Source organism: Geobacter sp. AOG2, assembly GCF_019972295.1.
Classification (GTDB): domain Bacteria; phylum Desulfobacterota; class Desulfuromonadia; order Geobacterales; family Pseudopelobacteraceae; genus Oryzomonas.
The window spans coordinates 729,716-745,414 of sequence record NZ_BLJA01000001.1 but is presented as its reverse complement, the minus strand read 5'-3'; the positions used below and the strand labels follow the sequence as shown (position 1 = coordinate 745,414).

17 protein-coding genes are annotated in these 15,699 nt (G+C 58.8%); 7 read left to right on the top strand and 10 right to left on the bottom strand.

The genetic code is table 11. From position 1 onward, the window contains the following. Positions 1-159: 159 nt before the first annotated feature. The 4 genes from dusB to LDN12_RS03320 all read left to right on the top strand — a co-directional run bounded on the left by dusB (position 160) and on the right by LDN12_RS03320 (position 4,561). Positions 160-1,161, top strand: a complete 1,002-nt coding sequence (gene dusB / locus LDN12_RS03335) for a tRNA dihydrouridine synthase DusB (RefSeq protein ID WP_223921268.1) — start codon at positions 160-162, stop codon at positions 1,159-1,161. Further along, entirely contained in the window at positions 1,127-2,245 is a 1,119-nt protein-coding gene (locus LDN12_RS03330) for a nitrogen regulation protein NR(II) (RefSeq protein ID WP_308464304.1), read from the top strand. Before dusB ends, LDN12_RS03330 begins: the two co-directional genes overlap by 35 nt. Before the next feature lie 147 nt (positions 2,246-2,392). Continuing rightward, on the top strand, positions 2,393-3,835 hold the full coding sequence (locus tag LDN12_RS03325) for a sigma-54 dependent transcriptional regulator (protein WP_223921267.1): 1,443 nt from the start codon (positions 2,393-2,395) through the stop codon (positions 3,833-3,835). 159 nt (positions 3,836-3,994) lie between these two features. Further along, entirely contained in the window at positions 3,995-4,561 is a 567-nt protein-coding gene (locus LDN12_RS03320; protein ID WP_223921266.1) for a hydrolase, read from the top strand. Between the two features lie 114 nt (positions 4,562-4,675). Here LDN12_RS03320 and LDN12_RS03315 read toward each other — a convergent pair whose 3' ends face one another. The 4 genes from LDN12_RS03315 to LDN12_RS03300 form a co-directional block, all read right to left on the bottom strand. Continuing rightward, positions 4,676-5,005, bottom strand: a complete 330-nt coding sequence (locus LDN12_RS03315) for a multidrug efflux SMR transporter (RefSeq protein WP_223921265.1) — start codon at positions 5,003-5,005, stop codon at positions 4,676-4,678. Between the two features lie 49 nt (positions 5,006-5,054). Beyond that, entirely contained in the window at positions 5,055-5,747 is a 693-nt protein-coding gene (locus LDN12_RS03310) for a CDP-diacylglycerol diphosphatase (protein ID WP_223921264.1), read from the bottom strand. A 76-nt stretch (positions 5,748-5,823) separates the two neighbouring features. Further along, positions 5,824-6,405, bottom strand: coding sequence for a DJ-1/PfpI family protein (locus LDN12_RS03305; RefSeq protein WP_223921263.1), 582 nt, complete (start codon positions 6,403-6,405; stop codon positions 5,824-5,826). A 48-nt stretch (positions 6,406-6,453) separates the two neighbouring features. Beyond that, positions 6,454-7,692, bottom strand: a complete 1,239-nt coding sequence (locus tag LDN12_RS03300; protein WP_223921262.1) for an MFS transporter — start codon at positions 7,690-7,692, stop codon at positions 6,454-6,456. Between the two features lie 108 nt (positions 7,693-7,800). Between LDN12_RS03300 and LDN12_RS03295 the strand changes: the two genes are divergently transcribed. Beyond that, a complete protein-coding gene (locus tag LDN12_RS03295; protein ID WP_223921261.1) occupies positions 7,801-8,706 on the top strand; it encodes a LysR family transcriptional regulator in 906 nt (301 codons plus the stop codon). A gap of 231 nt (positions 8,707-8,937) precedes the next feature. Here the strand turns inward: LDN12_RS03295 and LDN12_RS03290 are convergent, their stop codons facing one another. Genes LDN12_RS03290 through LDN12_RS03265 form a run of 6 tightly spaced genes read right to left on the bottom strand, consistent with a single transcriptional unit; the run spans position 8,938 to position 14,411 of the window. Next, on the bottom strand, positions 8,938-9,570 hold the full coding sequence (locus LDN12_RS03290) for an HAD family hydrolase (protein ID WP_223921260.1): 633 nt from the start codon (positions 9,568-9,570) through the stop codon (positions 8,938-8,940). A gap of 11 nt (positions 9,571-9,581) precedes the next feature. Beyond that, a complete protein-coding gene (locus tag LDN12_RS03285; RefSeq protein ID WP_223924014.1) occupies positions 9,582-9,884 on the bottom strand; it encodes an HNH endonuclease in 303 nt (100 codons plus the stop codon). A gap of 60 nt (positions 9,885-9,944) precedes the next feature. Beyond that, positions 9,945-12,314 (bottom strand): endonuclease MutS2, encoded by a 2,370-nt coding sequence (locus tag LDN12_RS03280; RefSeq protein WP_223921259.1) that lies wholly within the window; start codon positions 12,312-12,314, stop codon positions 9,945-9,947. After that, on the bottom strand, positions 12,311-12,667 hold the full coding sequence (locus LDN12_RS03275) for a peptide chain release factor-like protein (protein ID WP_223921258.1): 357 nt from the start codon (positions 12,665-12,667) through the stop codon (positions 12,311-12,313). Before LDN12_RS03275 ends, LDN12_RS03280 begins: the two co-directional genes overlap by 4 nt. 2 nt (positions 12,668-12,669) lie before the next feature. Further along, on the bottom strand, positions 12,670-13,899 hold the full coding sequence (locus tag LDN12_RS03270) for an EAL and HDOD domain-containing protein (protein ID WP_223921257.1): 1,230 nt from the start codon (positions 13,897-13,899) through the stop codon (positions 12,670-12,672). After that, positions 13,878-14,411, bottom strand: coding sequence for an NUDIX hydrolase (locus LDN12_RS03265; protein ID WP_223921256.1), 534 nt, complete (start codon positions 14,409-14,411; stop codon positions 13,878-13,880). The genes LDN12_RS03270 and LDN12_RS03265 overlap by 22 nt, the downstream gene beginning before the upstream one ends. A gap of 147 nt (positions 14,412-14,558) precedes the next feature. On the opposite strand from LDN12_RS03265, the gene LDN12_RS03260 reads away from it, so the two are divergent. Further along, positions 14,559-15,212 (top strand): 1-acyl-sn-glycerol-3-phosphate acyltransferase, encoded by a 654-nt coding sequence (locus LDN12_RS03260; protein ID WP_223921255.1) that lies wholly within the window; start codon positions 14,559-14,561, stop codon positions 15,210-15,212. After that, positions 15,196-15,681 (top strand): ribonuclease HI, encoded by a 486-nt coding sequence (gene rnhA, locus LDN12_RS03255; protein WP_223921254.1) that lies wholly within the window; start codon positions 15,196-15,198, stop codon positions 15,679-15,681. Before LDN12_RS03260 ends, rnhA begins: the two co-directional genes overlap by 17 nt. Positions 15,682-15,699: the final 18 nt, after the last annotated feature.

Sequence of the window (15,699 nt, the reverse complement as noted above, 5' to 3'; positions counted from 1 at the left end):
TATGGATAGTGTAATATTAAAGCCGTAAACCGCCATCTTGGCAACAACTATTTTCTGAATTTTCCCTTGCCATTTTTCAACGCTGTGATACTATGCCCAAAATTTAGGCAACGCTCAGTTATTTTTTCTTCCTTCCGTGACCCATTACCTGTGTGCATCATGTTGAAACCATTGCAAATAGGTCGGCTTTCCCTGGCGCACAACGTCGTGCTAGCCCCTCTGGCCGGAATAACCAACCTGCCGTTCCGTCTCCTCTGCCGTCGCAATGGTGCTGCCCTGGCTTTCACCGAGATGGTGAGCGTCAACGGCCTGATCCGTGAAGGCACCAAAACCCTGGCTTTGCTGAAGAGTTGCCCGGAAGACCGGCCGCTGGGGATCCAACTGTTCGGGGATACCCCCCAGAGCTTGGCGGAAGCCGCCAACATGGTTTCGGAATACGGGGACCTGCTCGATATCAATATGGGTTGTCCGGTCCGCAAGGTCGTCGGCACCGGCGCCGGCAGCGCCCTGTTGCGCGATCCGGCAGGGATTGCCGCCATTGTGAGAGCCGTACGTGCCGTCACCTCCCTGCCATTGACGATCAAGATCCGTTCTGGCTGGCATTGCGGGGACGACACCTATCTGGAAATCGGCAGGATCGCCGAGGCGGAGGGGTGCGACGCCGTTACCCTGCATCCCCGCAGCCGTTCCCAGATGTTCTCGGGCCATGCCGACTGGAGCCAGATCACCCGGCTCAAGGAGTGCCTGTCCATCCCGGTCATCGGCAGCGGGGATATCTTCAGTGCCGCCGATTGCCTGGCCATGATGACTGAAACAGGGTGCGACGGGGTCATGATCGCCCGGGGCGCTCTCGGCAATCCCTGGATATTCCGCCAGGTACTTGAGCTGGAAGAACGGGGGACCGTAACGCCGGTGGACGTAACCGGACGGGCCGCTGTCATACGGGAGCATCTGGAACTGTTCGTGCGGGAAAGCGGCTGTGCCGTGGCCGCCCGTGAGATGAAAAAACACATCGGCTGGTATGCCCGTGGGTTTGCGGGAGCCGCCGATATCCGCCGCGAGACCAATGCTGTCCGCACCGTAGACGACTTGTTTGCCCTGATCGAAAGGATAACCAGTACATCGCATGGCCACCATGAAGACGACCGACAGCAACACTGAGCAGGGCAGTTCTCCGGACGATTATTACGCCACCGTAATCGACAGCGTCGGCGACGGTGTGATCGTCGTTGACCGCAATGGCCTGATTACCCTGTGTAATCCGGCTGCCGAGGAGATCACCGGGTTTTCCCGGCGCCAGGCCCTGGGTACCAGTTTCGCGAAGCTCTTTGCCCTGGAAAAAACCCTGGTGGAGATGGTACAGAAAACCACCCAGACCGGCATCACCATCTCGGACCATGAAAACGTGGTGGTCCGCTCCACCGGCAAGGTCAAGCCGGTTGCCGTCACCTGCTACCCGCTTATGCTGGGTACCGGCGAGAATATCGGCACCATCCTGGCCCTCAAGGACATCACCTACATCCGTGAACTGGAGGCGGCGGTCCGCCAGGCCGACCGGCTCTCCACTCTGGGAACGCTGGCGGCGGGGCTGGCTCACGAGGTGAAGAATCCCCTAGGTGGCATCAAGGGGGCGGCACAACTGCTGGAGCGTGAACTGACAGCCGGGAGCGACCTGCGGGATTACACCCGGGTGATGATCCGTGAAACGGAACGCATCGACCATATTATCCGCGAACTTCTGGAACTGGCCTCACCGCGGGGCCTCAAACTGGGACCGGTCAACCTGCACAAAGTACTGGGCGATATCCTCCTGCTGCAGAAACAGGCCGTTACCGGTCGCGACATCACCTTCAACAAACACTTCGACCCCAGCATACCGCCTATCATGGCCGATGAGGAGATGCTGACCCGGTTGTTCCTGAACCTGATCTGCAATGCCATCGACGCCTTACAGGACACCGGCCAAGTGACGGTGGTAAGCCGGGTGCTGTCGGACTACCGCATGGCCCAGAACGAACGTCGTTCCCGCATGGTTGCCGTGGAGATTGCCGATGACGGCCCCGGTATCCCCCCTGATGACCTGGAGAACATCTGGACACCGTTTTTCAGCACCAAGTCGACGGGTACCGGCCTGGGGTTGACGATCTGTCACAAGATCGTGGCGGAACATCGGGGTATGATCAAGGTGGAGTCCGATGCCGGCCACGGGACCAAGTTCACGATACTGCTACCGCTGGTGCAATGACCGACCGGCTTGCGGCGGTGATCATGAAAAGCGAATGTTGTACCGTCACGGCTGCGTTCCGGGTTTGTCGGCCAGAAGCACCCCTGGCGCGCCATGATGCACCATATACTATAATGCAATTTTTTCGATGATGGACAGGAGATAACAATGCCGTTAAACAGAATCCTGGTGGCAGATGACGAAGAGAGCATGCGCTGGGTCCTTTCCAAGGCCCTCAAACGGAAGGGCTTCACGGTGGATCTGGCCCAAGACGGGCGTCAGGCGCTGTCCTTGGTCCAGGACAACAGCTATGACCTGGCAATTCTCGACATCAAGATGCCCGGAATCAGTGGTCTTGACCTGCTGGACAAAATCCGCGAACTGAAGAGCGACCTTTTGGTGGTCATCATGACGGCCGAGGCCAGCATGAAAAACGCGGTGGAGGCCATGAAACGCGGGGCCTATGATTACATCACCAAGCCCTTCGACCTGGACGTGATCGACGCCATCATCGAAAAAGTCGGGCGGGCTCGGGAGATCGCCGGCCAGGTCACTCTCCTCAAGCAGGAGCTCAAGGAGCGCTATCAGGTCGAAAAGAACATCATCGGCAATTCGCCTGCCATGCGCGAGGTCTATAAGACCATCGGGAAGGTGGCCGGCAGTGACGTCACCATCCTGGTTCAAGGCGAGTCGGGTACCGGTAAGGAATTGGTGGCGCGGGCCGTCCATTTCAATTCGCGCCGACTGGGCAAGCCATTCGTCGCCATCAACTGCGCCGCCATCCCCAAAGAGTTGCTGGAAAGCGAACTGTTCGGCTTTGAGAAAGGAGCTTTCACCGGCGCAGTGGAACGCAAGCTGGGCAAGTTCGAACAGGCCCATCAGGGTACGCTCTTTCTGGATGAGATCGGCGACATGCCCCTCGACCTGCAGGCCAAGATCCTGCGTGTCCTTCAGGAACGCGAGATCACCCGCACCGGCGGCAACCAAAGCATCCCGGTGGATGTGCGCATCGTGGCCGCCACGAACCAGGAACTGATCGAGAAGGTCCGCCAGAAGGAGTTCCGTGAAGACCTCTTCTACCGGCTGAACGTTGTCCCCATTAATCTGGTCCCCCTGCGGGAACGCCGGGAAGATATTCCCCCGCTTGTCCAGTACTTCCTGGGCCGGACCTGCACCGAACTCGACATCGCCGACAAGCAGTGCACCGACGAAGCGATGGCCGTATTGACCGCCCACTCCTGGCCCGGCAATGTGCGGGAGTTGGAAAATACCATCAAACGCGCCGTCATCCTCTCCAGCGACCCGCTATTGACCCCCCGTGATTTTGAGGGCATGGAGCCGATTGCCGGGAACCAGCCGAACGGTTCCTACGATGCCTCTCTGGAGGCAATCGTGGACATGAAGCTGCGGTCCTGTATGAACGGCATCGAAAAGTTGGAAAAGGGAGACATCCACGCCATGGTCCTGGAACAGGTGGAACGCCCCCTGATCCGCATCATCCTTGAGAAAACCCGCTGGAATCAGGTCAAGGCGGCGGATATTCTCGGCATCAACCGCAATACGCTGCGGAAGAAGATCAACGACCTGGGGATTGAATTAAAAAGGGATTAAGAGGCTATTGAAAAACTCAGGTTGTTCAAAAATAGTCAGATCATCGCATCCGCAGAATGACCTGAGGAGGCGTAGCAGCGCTACGCCGCACGAAAGGGCATTCGAGGACGGCGGTGAGATGGCTGTTTTTCAACAACCTCTTAGAAAGGAGATCAAACCATGTCGGTAAAGGATAGGTTCTTTCTGGAACGTGACAAGGCGGTGCTGGTGGTAATCGATGTTCAGGAAAAGCTCTGCCTGGCCATGGACGACAAAATCCTCCACAAGCTGACCAGGAATATCGCCACGCTGCTGGAAACCGCCCAGGAGCTGGAAATCCCGGTGCTCATCACCGAACAGTATGTTAAAGGGTTGGGCGCCACCCTGCCGGAACTGAAGGAGAAGGCCGCCGGCGCCGGCTATTTTGAGAAGATGGCCTTCAGTTGCTGCGGCAGCAGCGACTTTATGAGCAAACTCGAAAGTACCGGCCGCACCCAAATCATCATCACCGGCATGGAAACCCACGTCTGCGTATTACAAACCGTGATCGAACTGCGCGATGCAGGCTTCGAGGTGCACGTGGTTAATGACGCCGTCATGAGCCGCAGCAAACGCAACTGGCAGATCGCAGCCGAAGCCATGACGCTGACCGGCGCGGTCCCCACCTCCACCGAATCGGTCCTGTTCCAACTCCTGAAGGTCGCGGGAACAGAGGCGTTCAAGAAGCTGTCCAAACTGGTGCGTTAACCATTCTGCACGGGGAGCGGATTGACAAAGGGGGCAGGATCACAAGATCCTACCCCCTTTTACGTCTTTTGATAAAAGACCGGGAATTCCTTCATACAAAATATAAGGGAGTTTTCAGCGAACCACCGATTTGGAAAACAGGTTTATGACCGCGACCCCGGCTATGATCAATGCCATGCCGATGATGGCGGGGAGGTCGAGAGCCTGCTTGAAGATAACTACCCCTAGCACGGAGATCAGGACGATGCCCACCCCGGACCAGACGGCATAGGTAACGCCGACCGGGATGCTCTTCAGTACCTGGCTCAGACAGTAGAATGCAATCCCGTACCCCACCATGACGAGTGCGCTGGGAATCAGGCGGGAAAATCCCTCCGAAGCCTTCAGTGCGCTCGTTCCGATCACTTCGGCGACTATTGCCACCAACAAATAAACGTAGGCCATACTTTTTTCTCACATCTCGATTATTCCGGCAGGACTCTACCGCTGCTACTCAACGGCAGCCCCAATCGGTGTACAACTTTTCCAGGCTCTCCTTCTCAACCAGCACCATGAATCCGCCCTCCCGCCGGCCGAATACCAGCACGCCGTAATCCGTCAACCCAGAGGCCTTAGCCCTCTGCGCGGCAGCCTTCCAGACTTGGTTCAGGCTCGTCACCCGGTCTGCCGGGTGTCGGGCGAGGATAGTGCGGGCATCGCCGCGTAGTCGGAGGAGGTGCACGTGCAGTTGATCCTGTCCACGCTGCGCCGCTGGGTTAACCACAAGAGCGATGGCCGGGTCGTCACCCATACGCCTGCTGGCTACATCCCAGGCAAAAGTCCAGATGCCGTCGGGCCGTCGCGGGTCTTCCACGCCGGTTACCTTGGCGCGGGGAATCGCAAGCCCGTGCACAAAATCCGCAGGGCAGCCACACATCTTGGAGTCCCGCAGCGCAACGAAGTCGGCCGACTCGGCCCAGACCTCCGTCGTGTCCTTGCATGCCGCCTTAGGCTGGCATGGGCTGTCAATCCGCGGCCAGCGGCACGCAGCACAGTAATCCCTCTCGGAAGTATCCAGGCAATTTGTGACGATATTCCAGAGGATCGTGCGGTCGCCTGAGGCCCTTGCCGACAAGGGGGCCGAGACGCCAAGGAACAATAACAGGCTGGCAACTAGCGCCCGAATAGAGTTTCTTCTGTTCGACAAGCGCAATCTCACCGGCTACTCGCGACGCCGGAAAGGTATCTATCATACATTTCGTGGCGGCGGGACCAGCCCCTGATCACAGAATGATCTCCGTCCCCAGAACCTTCAGAAATTTTGCCAGCCATTCGGGGTGGGCGGGCCATGCCGGGGCCGTGACCAGATTTCCGTCCACATGGGCCTTGTCCACGGGGATATCCATGTAGGTTCCGCCGGAGATGGTGACTTCCGGCCCAACCGCCGGATAGGCGGAGCACCCTTTCCCTTTCAGCACTCCGGCAGCAGCCAACAGTTGCGCCCCATGGCAGATGGCCGCCATGGGTTTCTGGGCGGCGCTAAAGTGCCGTACGACCTCCAGCACCTCCTGATTCAGGCGGATGTACTCGGGAGCCCTTCCGCCGGGGACCACGAGGGCGTCGTAATCCTGGGCGCGGACCTCCGCGAAGGTGGCATTCAGGGTGAAGTTATGCCCAGGTTTCTCGCTATAGGTCTGATCCCCCTCGAAGTCGTGCACCGCCGTACGTACCGTGTCGCCGGCCTTCTTGCCGCTACAGACCGCGTGCACCGTATGCCCGACCATCTGCAGGGCCTGAAACGGTACCATGACTTCGTAGTCCTCCACATAATCGCCCACCAGCATCAGAATCCTTTTTGCCGCCATAACATTCTCCTCTTTCCTGCATGGATGAAAGAAATCAGCCGGACCGCTTCAAATTTTTCCAACTATACCACCCTGCGCATGTCCTGTCGACAGGCGCGTGGACAAGGCGATGATGACCAACGCGGTCGCAAGCAACAAACCGATCAACCCCGCAACGCCGCCCCATCCCCCATGAGTCCAGCAGAACCCTCCCACGGTCCCGGAGATGCTCGACCCCAGGTAATAGAAGAAGAGGTAAAGTGAGGATGCCTGGGCCTTTCCGGTTTTGGCGTGACGCCCTACCCAACTGGAGGCAACCGCGTGAGCGCCGAAAAACCCGCAGGTGAATACGGCCACCCCGACAATGATCCAGGGGAGCGGCGCGGCCAGAGTGATAGCCGTGCCGGCGGCCATGGCGCCGAGGCCGGCGCAGATCATGGCGCGGCGGCCGAAGCGGTTCACCATTCGCCCCATGGAACTGGAACTGAACGAGCCGAGGAAGTAGACCAGAAAGATCAGGCTGACCAGGGTTTGAGTCAGGTCGTAGGGGTGCCCCAGAAGCCGGAAGGTGATGTAATTGTACAGGGTGACGAAACTCCCCATGATCAGGAAGCCGAGACCGTAGAGACAGAGGAGCGCCGGATCCCGCATCTGTCGGTAGAGCGAGGTGAAGAGGTATCCAACCTCGAAAGGGTGCCGCCGGAAGTGAGTGGAGGGGGGAAGATGGCGGATAAAATAGACGCTCAACACCAGGCAGGCGATCCCGATGAGCGCCAACGCCGTTCGCCATGAAGAGAGGTCGGTGACGGTAGCTGTGAAGATCCTCCCCGACATGCCGCCGATGGCGTTGCCGCTTATGTACAGCCCCATGGCCGCGCCGATGGATGGGGGGTCGATCTCTTCGCTCAGGTAGGCCATGGCCACCGACGGCAGCCCCGCCAGGACCACCCCCTGCAGGAGCCTGACGGCGATCAACGAGGAAAGGGTATGGCTGAATGCGGTCATAAATGCCAGAAGTGAGGTCGAAAAGAGGGAAAACACCATCACCGGCTTTCGGCCGAGAGTCTCCGACACGGTCCCCGCAAGCAGCATGGCGATGGCCAGTGTTGCGGTGGTCACCGAAAGGGGAAGGCTGGCCAGCGCGGCCGGAACGCCGAATTCCCGGGCAAATTCCGGCAGGAGCGGTTGCACGTCGTACAGGGTGATGAAGGTGACAAAACCGGCGGCAAAGAAGGCCAGGTTGGTCTGGCGGAAGATGGTGCTACCGCTGCGGATGAATTCTGCTTCCGTAATGGTCAATTCGCTCATGATTCGCTTTCCTGTTTCGAATATAATGGTAGCGTAGCACTTGCACGACGATAACAAAAATATATAATATGTATCGTATCGATAATATTTTAGTATGGAGTATGCAGAATGGATTTGCGTCAGTTGAAATTCTTTGCGGAGATTGCCCGGTTCAGCAACTTTACCAGAGCGGCCGAAGAACTGCATGTGGCACAACCCGCCGTCAGTACGGCCATCCGCAAACTGGAAGAGGAATTGGAGCTGGTTCTGTTCAACCGGCAGGACCGCAAGGTATCCCTGACGGCCGAGGGGGTGATACTGTTGGAGCATGCCCAACGCATCCTGGGGAACCTGAAGGCTGCCGGCCAGGAGATGGCAGATCTACGTGGCCTTGACAAGGGTGAGGTACGTGTCGGAGTTCCGCCCATGATGAGCGCCTACTTCTTCCCGACCATTATCTGCGGTTTTGCTGAGCGCTATCCGCACCTGCGCCTTGAGGTTTCCGGCGAAGGCGCTGCCAGTATCCAGAAGATGATCAGTCTGGGGGAATTAGACATGGGGGTCATTGCCGGCGGGCATATCCCCGACAATCTGGAAGTACGACATATACTGCGGGAAGAGGTAGTGGTCTGCGTCCCTCCCGACCACCCATTCACCGCCCGTTCCGCCGTGCCCCTGGGGGAGTTTGCGCGCCAACCGCTCATCATGTTCAAGGAAGGGTACTACCAGCGGGAGATGCTCTTTGAGGAAATGCAGGAAAGCGGCATGACGCCCCAGGTGGTCTTCGAAACCAACCTGTACACCATGGTCAAGTCACTGGTTAAAAAAAGGCTCGGCATCTCTACCCTGTTACGCATGGTAGTAGAGGACGATGCAGAACTGCGGGCCGTGTCCTTCGACCCGCCGCTGCACCTGGATCTGATGCTGGCCTGGAAGAAGGGGGCCTACCTGTCCCGGGCCAACCGGGCCTTTGCGGATTTCCTGATGGAGCAGGTCCGCAGCTACGGCACAGCGGCCGGGGAGGAGAACGGTTGAGAGGATAATCAACCGTCAGGTTCTTGGCAACCTGCTGAAAAACTCAGGTTGTTTGAAAATAGTCAGATCGTCACACCCGCTAGACAGACCTGCGGAGGCGTAGCAGCGCTACGCTGCACAATTCAGCTTGCTGAATTGGATCGCGAAGGCGCCCGAAGGATGAGGCCAAAGGCCTCGCTCACAAAAGGGGCTTCGAGGACGAAGGCCTGATGGCTGTTTTTCAAAAATCTTTTAGGGTTCCCCGAAGAGATGTGGCATGATCTCGTCATGACGCTCGATGCGGAGTTGGCCGGGCAGATTGGTCTTGTAGGCCACAAACGGGACCCCTGCACCGTGGGCCGACAGCATGTCCACCTCCCCATCCCCCACGAAGAGCGCCTCGTGCGGTTCTACGCCGAAATAATCCAGGACTTTGATGAGCGGTTCGGGGTGTGGCTTGGGATTCGTCACCTGGGATGCGGTCATGACACATGCAAAGTAGCCGGTCAGCCCGAAATCCTCGATGATCATATCCATGGAAACCGCCCGATTGGTGCACACAGCCAGGGAGACGCGACCCTTGAGCTGGTCAAGGGTCGCGATCAATCCTTCCTCCATGCGCATGTAGGGGGCCAGGTCTCGGTAGTGGATGGTCTTGGCGAAGCGCAAGGCCTCCTCGCGGCAGGGGTCTCCGGCAAAAAAATAGTCCATCACATCGTTAAAGGAATAGGTATGCAGCACCTTTCGGGCATGCTCGTCCCCCCGGTCCAGCGGCGGCCGGTCCAGGTGTTCCAGAACCCGGTTGTAAAAAATATAATTGGATTCGAGGGAGTCGAACATGACCCCGTCGCAATCGTAGATGACCAGCTTATAACGACTCTTCACGGCATTCACGTTCACTGCTCCCGTTTTTCAAACTGCTTGATATAATCCTCCCACTCCATGGGCAGCAGGTACTTTTTCCGGCTGTTGCATTCCTTGCAGGCAGGCACCACATTATTGCGGGAACCCTTGCCGCCCCGGGCAAGGGGAATGATGTGGTCCATGGTCAGTTCATCGGGGGGGAACGTGCCGCCACACCAGTGACATCGCCCCAGGGCGAGGCGGTTCTGCCACCAGCGGCTTCTGCGCAACTCCCGGGACTTATCCCTCTCCCGCTTTACGTCCTGTTCACTTACTTCGATAATGAAGCTGTCCAGGGTGAACCTCCCCCACAACGTCCCGCCCGTCGATCGAAGGCGGCAACGGTGAATGTAACGTCACTGCCGTAAGAGCACCACCGTGGCGCCGTCTCTTCCCTCGTGGGGGCCGCCTGGGCGGAATTCCTCCACCAACGGATGGCGGGCCAGGTGTTCACGCACCGCATCCCGCAGCCGCCCTGTGCCGACGCCGTGGATAACGCGCGCCTCTGAGAGGCCGTTCAGCGAAGCGTGGTTGAGAAACGGTTCCAGCAGGTCCAGAGCCTCATCAACCCGCAGGCCGATGAGCTTCAGTTCTCGCTCTTCATTTTCGGCATGGCCTGCCTTCCAGGCATCCTGGGTCAGGCGCCGCGCTTTTTGTTTCCCCTGCTGTAGAGGAGCCGACAGATCACCGATGCCCACATCCACGTCCATACTGCCAGTTCTGACCCGCGCCTTTGCTTGCCTCAGGTCCACGGCAACCACAATGCCGTCGTGCCCCAGCGAGCGCACATGTACCGCATCTCCCGTCTTGACCGCCTTGAGCGGGGTCCGGTCACGCACTGCGGAGGTCCGCGGTTCAAGCTGTTCGGTCAGTTCCACCTCGCTTTGGCGCAGTTTTTCGATGATCTCGGCGCGTTTTTCCCGTTTGTACTCGTCCAGCAGTTCATTCATCTGCCGCCGGGTTGTGGAGATCAACTCCCGTGCCTCGGCCCACGCCTTGTCTGATGCCTCCCGCCGAGCCACCTCGATGGCACCGGCGCGGGCCTCCACCTCTCGCTGTTTGCTGTGCACCAGTTCTTTCTGGCGCTCCAACTCTTGCCGTGCCGCGTTCAGTTCATCCCGCCGACGGTGCAGGTCGGCCAACAACGCAGTGAATTCCGCTCCCCCACTCCCCACCATCTCCCGGGCAAAGGCGATCACCCGCTCGGGCATGCCGTAGCGCCGGGCGATCTCGACGGCATGGGAGTGTCCCGGCTCGCCACTGATCAAGCGGTAGAGCGGGGTATAGGTTTCAGCGTCGTATTCCATGCCCGCGTTGATCATGCCCGGTGTACGGTGGACAAAACCGATGATCTCCGACAGGTGGGTAGTGGCGATCACCGTGGCGCCCCGTTCCTGCAAATCTCGCAGTACGCCGCACGCGATGGCCGCTCCCTGTTGCGGCTCGGTGCCGGCGCCCAGTTCATCCAACAGCACCAGGGAACGCGGACCGGCCTGCCCCAGGATGGTCACAATACGCGCTACATGGGCCGAGAAGGTGGACAGGCTCTGTTCGATGGATTGTTCGTCACCGATGTCCACCAACAGGGTATCCAGGAGAGGGAAGGTGGAACGCGCTCCGTCGCACGGCACCGGTATGGCGCACAGGGCCAACAGGGTAAGGACCCCGGCGGTCTTCAGAGCAATGGTCTTGCCGCCGGCATTGGGACCGGTGATGACCATGACGCGCCCTTCATCCCCCATCTCAAGGTCCAACGGTTGCACACGGGGGATAGCCCCCTGGCGCTGGAGCATCAGCAAAAGCGGATGGCGGGCCTGGGCCAGCCTCAGGATGCCATCGCTGTTCAAGCCGGGTGTTTCCAGACCGTGGCGTTCGGCGAAACGGGCCATGCAGTTAAGCACATCCAGGGCTACCAGTGTGGCGAAGCATCCTTCCAGGGCCGGGGCATCCTCGCGAATCCATGCCGAGAGCTGGCGCAGAATGCGGATCTCCTCGGCCTTTTCCTCGGCACTCACATTCTCCAGCTCGTTGACAAAAGGAATGATCTCCAGCGGTTCCATAAAGGCAGTCTCGCCCGAGGCCGAGACATCGTGCACCACACCACGCACCATTCCCTTTGAGTCCATGCGTACCGGTATCACCCAGCGTCCCGAACGCTGGGTGATGAAGTCATCCTGAAGAAAGACCCCGATGTCGTTGTCCCGGACGATCTCCTCGATCTTCTTGCGGATGCGGGCTGCCAGGGAGCGCTTGGCCCGGCGAATCTCCCGGAGTTGTACGGAGGCGCTGTCCATGATGCTACCGTCATGGTCGATAGACGCTGCCAGTGGTTCGAGGATCTCGGGAAAGGGGCGCAACGAGGGACTAAGCGACGCAAGTCGGGGAATATCGCTCCGCGGGGCAAGTTGACGCGAAATCTCGCTAAACGCACTCAACACGGGAATGAACTGCAACAGGTCCTGCGGCGCCAGAAAGGCCCCCGCCGGGCGGACGACCTCCAGAAGCGGACGGATGTCCTCGAAAGCTGTAAGGCGCAGGGCTATACCCAGGCTGATCAGACTACGGACCTCGTCGATTCGGCCTGCGATAAGCCGGATCTGTTCCGCGTCCTTAAGCGGCGCAGTTGCCATGACCTGTTCACGGGTCACATCGCTGTGCGCCTGGACGGCGATCTCGGTCAGGATTTTATCGAACTCCAGACGCTTCAGGGTTTCAGGGGTTATCATGGTGCAACCTTTGTGGCGGTCCGCCTGCGGCGCCGGTCTTTCTGTTTGCGCAGTTTCTCGACCCGTTTCATCTCCGCCGTCTGCACGCCGGTCTGTGCCTCAAGCCGCTCCAGCAATTCACGCCGTGCCAGGAAACGGTTTACCGACTGGCTACGCTCCCGCGAAGCGGTAACCACGATGCCGCTTGGCCTGTGATGCAACTGGACGCAGGTCGAGGTTTTGTTGACGTGCTGGCCGCCGTTGCCCGAGGAGCGGACAAAGGCCTCCTCCAGGTCATCCTCCTTCACCCCCAACTCGGCCATTTTACGGACGAGCCAGCGGTTTTTTTCCTCGCTGACGGCAAAATCCGACATATTCAGAGCATCCCGTCGCGCCAACCGTAGGCCTTCACCTGCGCCGCCAGGATGTATTCCTGGGAAAGCCCCATCTCTTCGAGCCAGTCCGAGTCAAACCTGGCGTCCAGGTTTTCCAGTTGTTCAGAGAGCTGCAAAAGCTGCCCCAGCGCCCCACCCCGGTTCGTCAAAGCTTCCTTGACGGCCTCGGAGAGGCTGAGGTTGGCAAGAATTTCGTCTATGGATATATCGTAGATACTCCCGAGAACCGAGAGGATGCCGGTCAGAAAGGCCTGCTCGCCCGCATCCTTGCCGTCCTTAAGGCCGGAATGCCGATAGGCCAACTGCTCCATGAATGCGGCCCGTACCGCGGCAAACTCCACCAGCGGATTCTCCGGCCCGCTGTGGGCATCCGAAACGAACAAGGCCAATTGCACCCAGCGTTTGATCTGTTGGCGCCCCAAGAGGGCCACAGCATGGCGAATGTTCTGAATCTTGCCGCGCAACCCCAGAGAGACCGAGTTGACCAGGAGGAGCAGTTTGTAGGTCAGGCCGGGGCTTGCCCGGAAGGCCTGTTCAATCATTTCCAGTTCGGCATCCTTCATCAACAGGTCCATCAACTTCAAAAGGGTCGAACCGGACTCGTCGAAGCGCTTCTTTTCCATTACCGACGGCTTGGCGAAGTAGAACCCTTGGAAGTACTCGAAACCCAGATCGAGGCATAGGCGGTATTCGTCCCGCGTCTCAACCTTCTCAGCCAACAGTTTGACGGGATAGGGCCGGAACTTTTCCACCATCCCGGCCAAGCGCGAGGGTGGAGTTTGCAGAAGGTCGATCTTGACAATGTCCACAATGCCGTACAACTCTTCATAGGCAGGGTCGTACTCGTGGTCATCCAGGGCGAGCTGGAACCCCTCTTGTTTCAGTACCCGGCAGCGCTCCACCAATTTGGGAGTGATCACAAGAGACTCCAGAAGTTCCAGCACCACCCGGTCCCAAGGCAGAATTCCCAGGGAATCGCTCAACAACAGGTCCAATTCCATATTGATGAAGCCCCTGTGGTTGCCGAGGATTCTTTCCAGGCCGAAGCCGGACAGGGCATTAATGATTACGCTGGCGGTAGCCTGAGTGGCGTCCGCTATCGTTGCCGTGTTATGCGCCGCGGCCGTACGAAACAGCAGTTCGTAGGCGACGACCTGCTCGTTCCGGTCAAGAATCGGCTGGCGGCCTATCAGGTAGTTTGCATGCGGCATCTCTGGTCCCATCTGAAAAGCGTAGCTATGGTTTTGGCATCGCTGATGCGCCCCTCGGCAGCCATGGCAAGCGCTTCGGCAAAGGGCATGCGGACCACCTCGATCTCCTCGTCATCCTCCGGTTCCGCTTCTCCCTGGGAGATGCCGGTAGCCGCATAGAGGTGGATGACCTCATCGAACACACCGGGGGACGAATGAATCATACCGAGCGAAACCAACTGCTCCGCCTGCATCCCCGTCTCCTCCCGCAACTCGCGACCGGCGCACTGAAGAGGCGGCTCCCCGGGGCTGAGACGACCGGCCGGCACCTCCAGCAGAACGGCGTTAACCGCCGGACGAAGCTGCCGGATCAGCGATACGCTGCCATCGTCATGCACCGGCAGAACCCCGGCGCCGCCGGGGTGGCGGATGACCTGAAATATATGATTGCCTCGGGAGCCGATTTCCACCAGCATCTGTTCAACATCGTATACCAGTCCGTTAAAAATGATCTCTCGGTTGGAAACGTTCATGACTAAACTATAGCAGCAATCATGGGCAATTCCAATGCAGAACAACCCGCCCCGGCCATGGTTGCCGAATTGTGCCGGACATGATATAAGCGGAAAGCTTACAGGGCCATTTCTGCCGTACAGCGGCATTATGAAGGAAGTAGACGGATGAAGGTATCGTTTCTGCGACGTAGTTGGGTGACATTTTCCTGCTGGGTGATCGGCTTCTATGCCTCGGCCCTGAACCGTTTTTCCTCCAAAGGAGCCGGGCAGATACCGGACAGCGGAGGCGTGTTATTTACCTCAAACCACATTTCCGCCTACGATACGATCTTTCTCCCCTGGGCCATCGTCAGGCATCACCCGTTGCAGATGGTGTGGGCTCCGGCCAAGGAAGAACTATTCCAGAAACTCGTGCCACGTCTTTTGTACTCCTCGTGGGGGGCTTTTCCAGTCAGGCGTGGACGCGACGTCAAGGCCAACCGGGTCATTAACCAACTGCTTGCCGACCAGAAGGTCATGCTCTTCCCCGAAGGAACGCGGCATAGGGACGGGCGTTTGGGTAAAGGCAACCGCGGCGTCGGCAAAATCATCTTCGACACCCGCCCCACGGTCATACCGACAGCACTAACCGGGGTGAACCACTGGAAGTTCCCGGGATTCGGACAATCCGCCACTGTTGTCTTCGGCGCCCCCCTCGATTTCAGCGACCTGTATTGTCGGGAAGACACACGGGAGACCCACCAACTCATTGTCGAGCGTGTCATGAACGCCATCGCCGATCTGCTGAAGAGAGAAGGTGCCTATGTCGGCGAAGCGTAAAACCGAACAAACGCCATCAGGCGAGGTGGTTGAGATCTTTTGTGACGGAGCCTGCAGCGGCAACCCGGGTCCCGGCGGTTATGGCGCCATTCTGCGTTGTCAGGGGCGCACAAAAGAAATCTCCGGCGGGGAAGCGGCCACAACCAACAACCGTATGGAACTGACTGCCGCCATTGCAGCCTTGCGCCAACTGACGCGCCCCTGCCGGGTGGTCCTTACGACCGATTCCCAGTATCTGGTAAAGGGCATGACCGAATGGATTGGCGGGTGGCAACGCAAGGGCTGGCAAAACAGCAAAAAGGAACCGGTCGTCAATCGCGACTTGTGGGAGACGCTTCTGGAGCTTGCGCGACAACACGCCATAGAGTGGAAATGGGTCCGCGGCCATGACGGCCATTGCGAAAACGAACGCTGCGACACGTTGGCGCGTGAGGCGATCACCATCCAAAGCCGGACGAAACCGACCTGAATCGGCTGGCCATGGGGC

What these genes read in the sequence shown, in the direction of transcription:
- dusB (WP_223921268.1), top strand. Translation starts at nt 160, where the DNA reads ATGTTGAAACCATTGCAAATAGGTCGGCTTTCCCTGGCGCACAACGTC.
- LDN12_RS03330 (WP_308464304.1), top strand. Translation starts at nt 1,127, where the DNA reads ATGGCCACCATGAAGACGACCGACAGCAACACTGAGCAGGGCAGTTCT.
- LDN12_RS03325 (WP_223921267.1), top strand. Translation starts at nt 2,393, where the DNA reads ATGCCGTTAAACAGAATCCTGGTGGCAGATGACGAAGAGAGCATGCGC.
- LDN12_RS03320 (WP_223921266.1), top strand. Translation starts at nt 3,995, where the DNA reads ATGTCGGTAAAGGATAGGTTCTTTCTGGAACGTGACAAGGCGGTGCTG.
- LDN12_RS03315 (WP_223921265.1), bottom strand. Translation starts at nt 5,005, where the DNA reads ATGGCCTACGTTTATTTGTTGGTGGCAATAGTCGCCGAAGTGATCGGA.
- LDN12_RS03305 (WP_223921263.1), bottom strand. Translation starts at nt 6,405, where the DNA reads ATGGCGGCAAAAAGGATTCTGATGCTGGTGGGCGATTATGTGGAGGAC.
- LDN12_RS03300 (WP_223921262.1), bottom strand. Translation starts at nt 7,692, where the DNA reads ATGAGCGAATTGACCATTACGGAAGCAGAATTCATCCGCAGCGGTAGC.
- LDN12_RS03295 (WP_223921261.1), top strand. Translation starts at nt 7,801, where the DNA reads ATGGATTTGCGTCAGTTGAAATTCTTTGCGGAGATTGCCCGGTTCAGC.
- LDN12_RS03280 (WP_223921259.1), bottom strand. Translation starts at nt 12,314, where the DNA reads ATGATAACCCCTGAAACCCTGAAGCGTCTGGAGTTCGATAAAATCCTG.
- LDN12_RS03275 (WP_223921258.1), bottom strand. Translation starts at nt 12,667, where the DNA reads ATGTCGGATTTTGCCGTCAGCGAGGAAAAAAACCGCTGGCTCGTCCGT.
- LDN12_RS03270 (WP_223921257.1), bottom strand. Translation starts at nt 13,899, where the DNA reads ATGCCGCATGCAAACTACCTGATAGGCCGCCAGCCGATTCTTGACCGG.
- LDN12_RS03265 (WP_223921256.1), bottom strand. Translation starts at nt 14,411, where the DNA reads ATGAACGTTTCCAACCGAGAGATCATTTTTAACGGACTGGTATACGAT.
- LDN12_RS03260 (WP_223921255.1), top strand. Translation starts at nt 14,559, where the DNA reads ATGAAGGTATCGTTTCTGCGACGTAGTTGGGTGACATTTTCCTGCTGG.
- rnhA (WP_223921254.1), top strand. Translation starts at nt 15,196, where the DNA reads ATGTCGGCGAAGCGTAAAACCGAACAAACGCCATCAGGCGAGGTGGTT.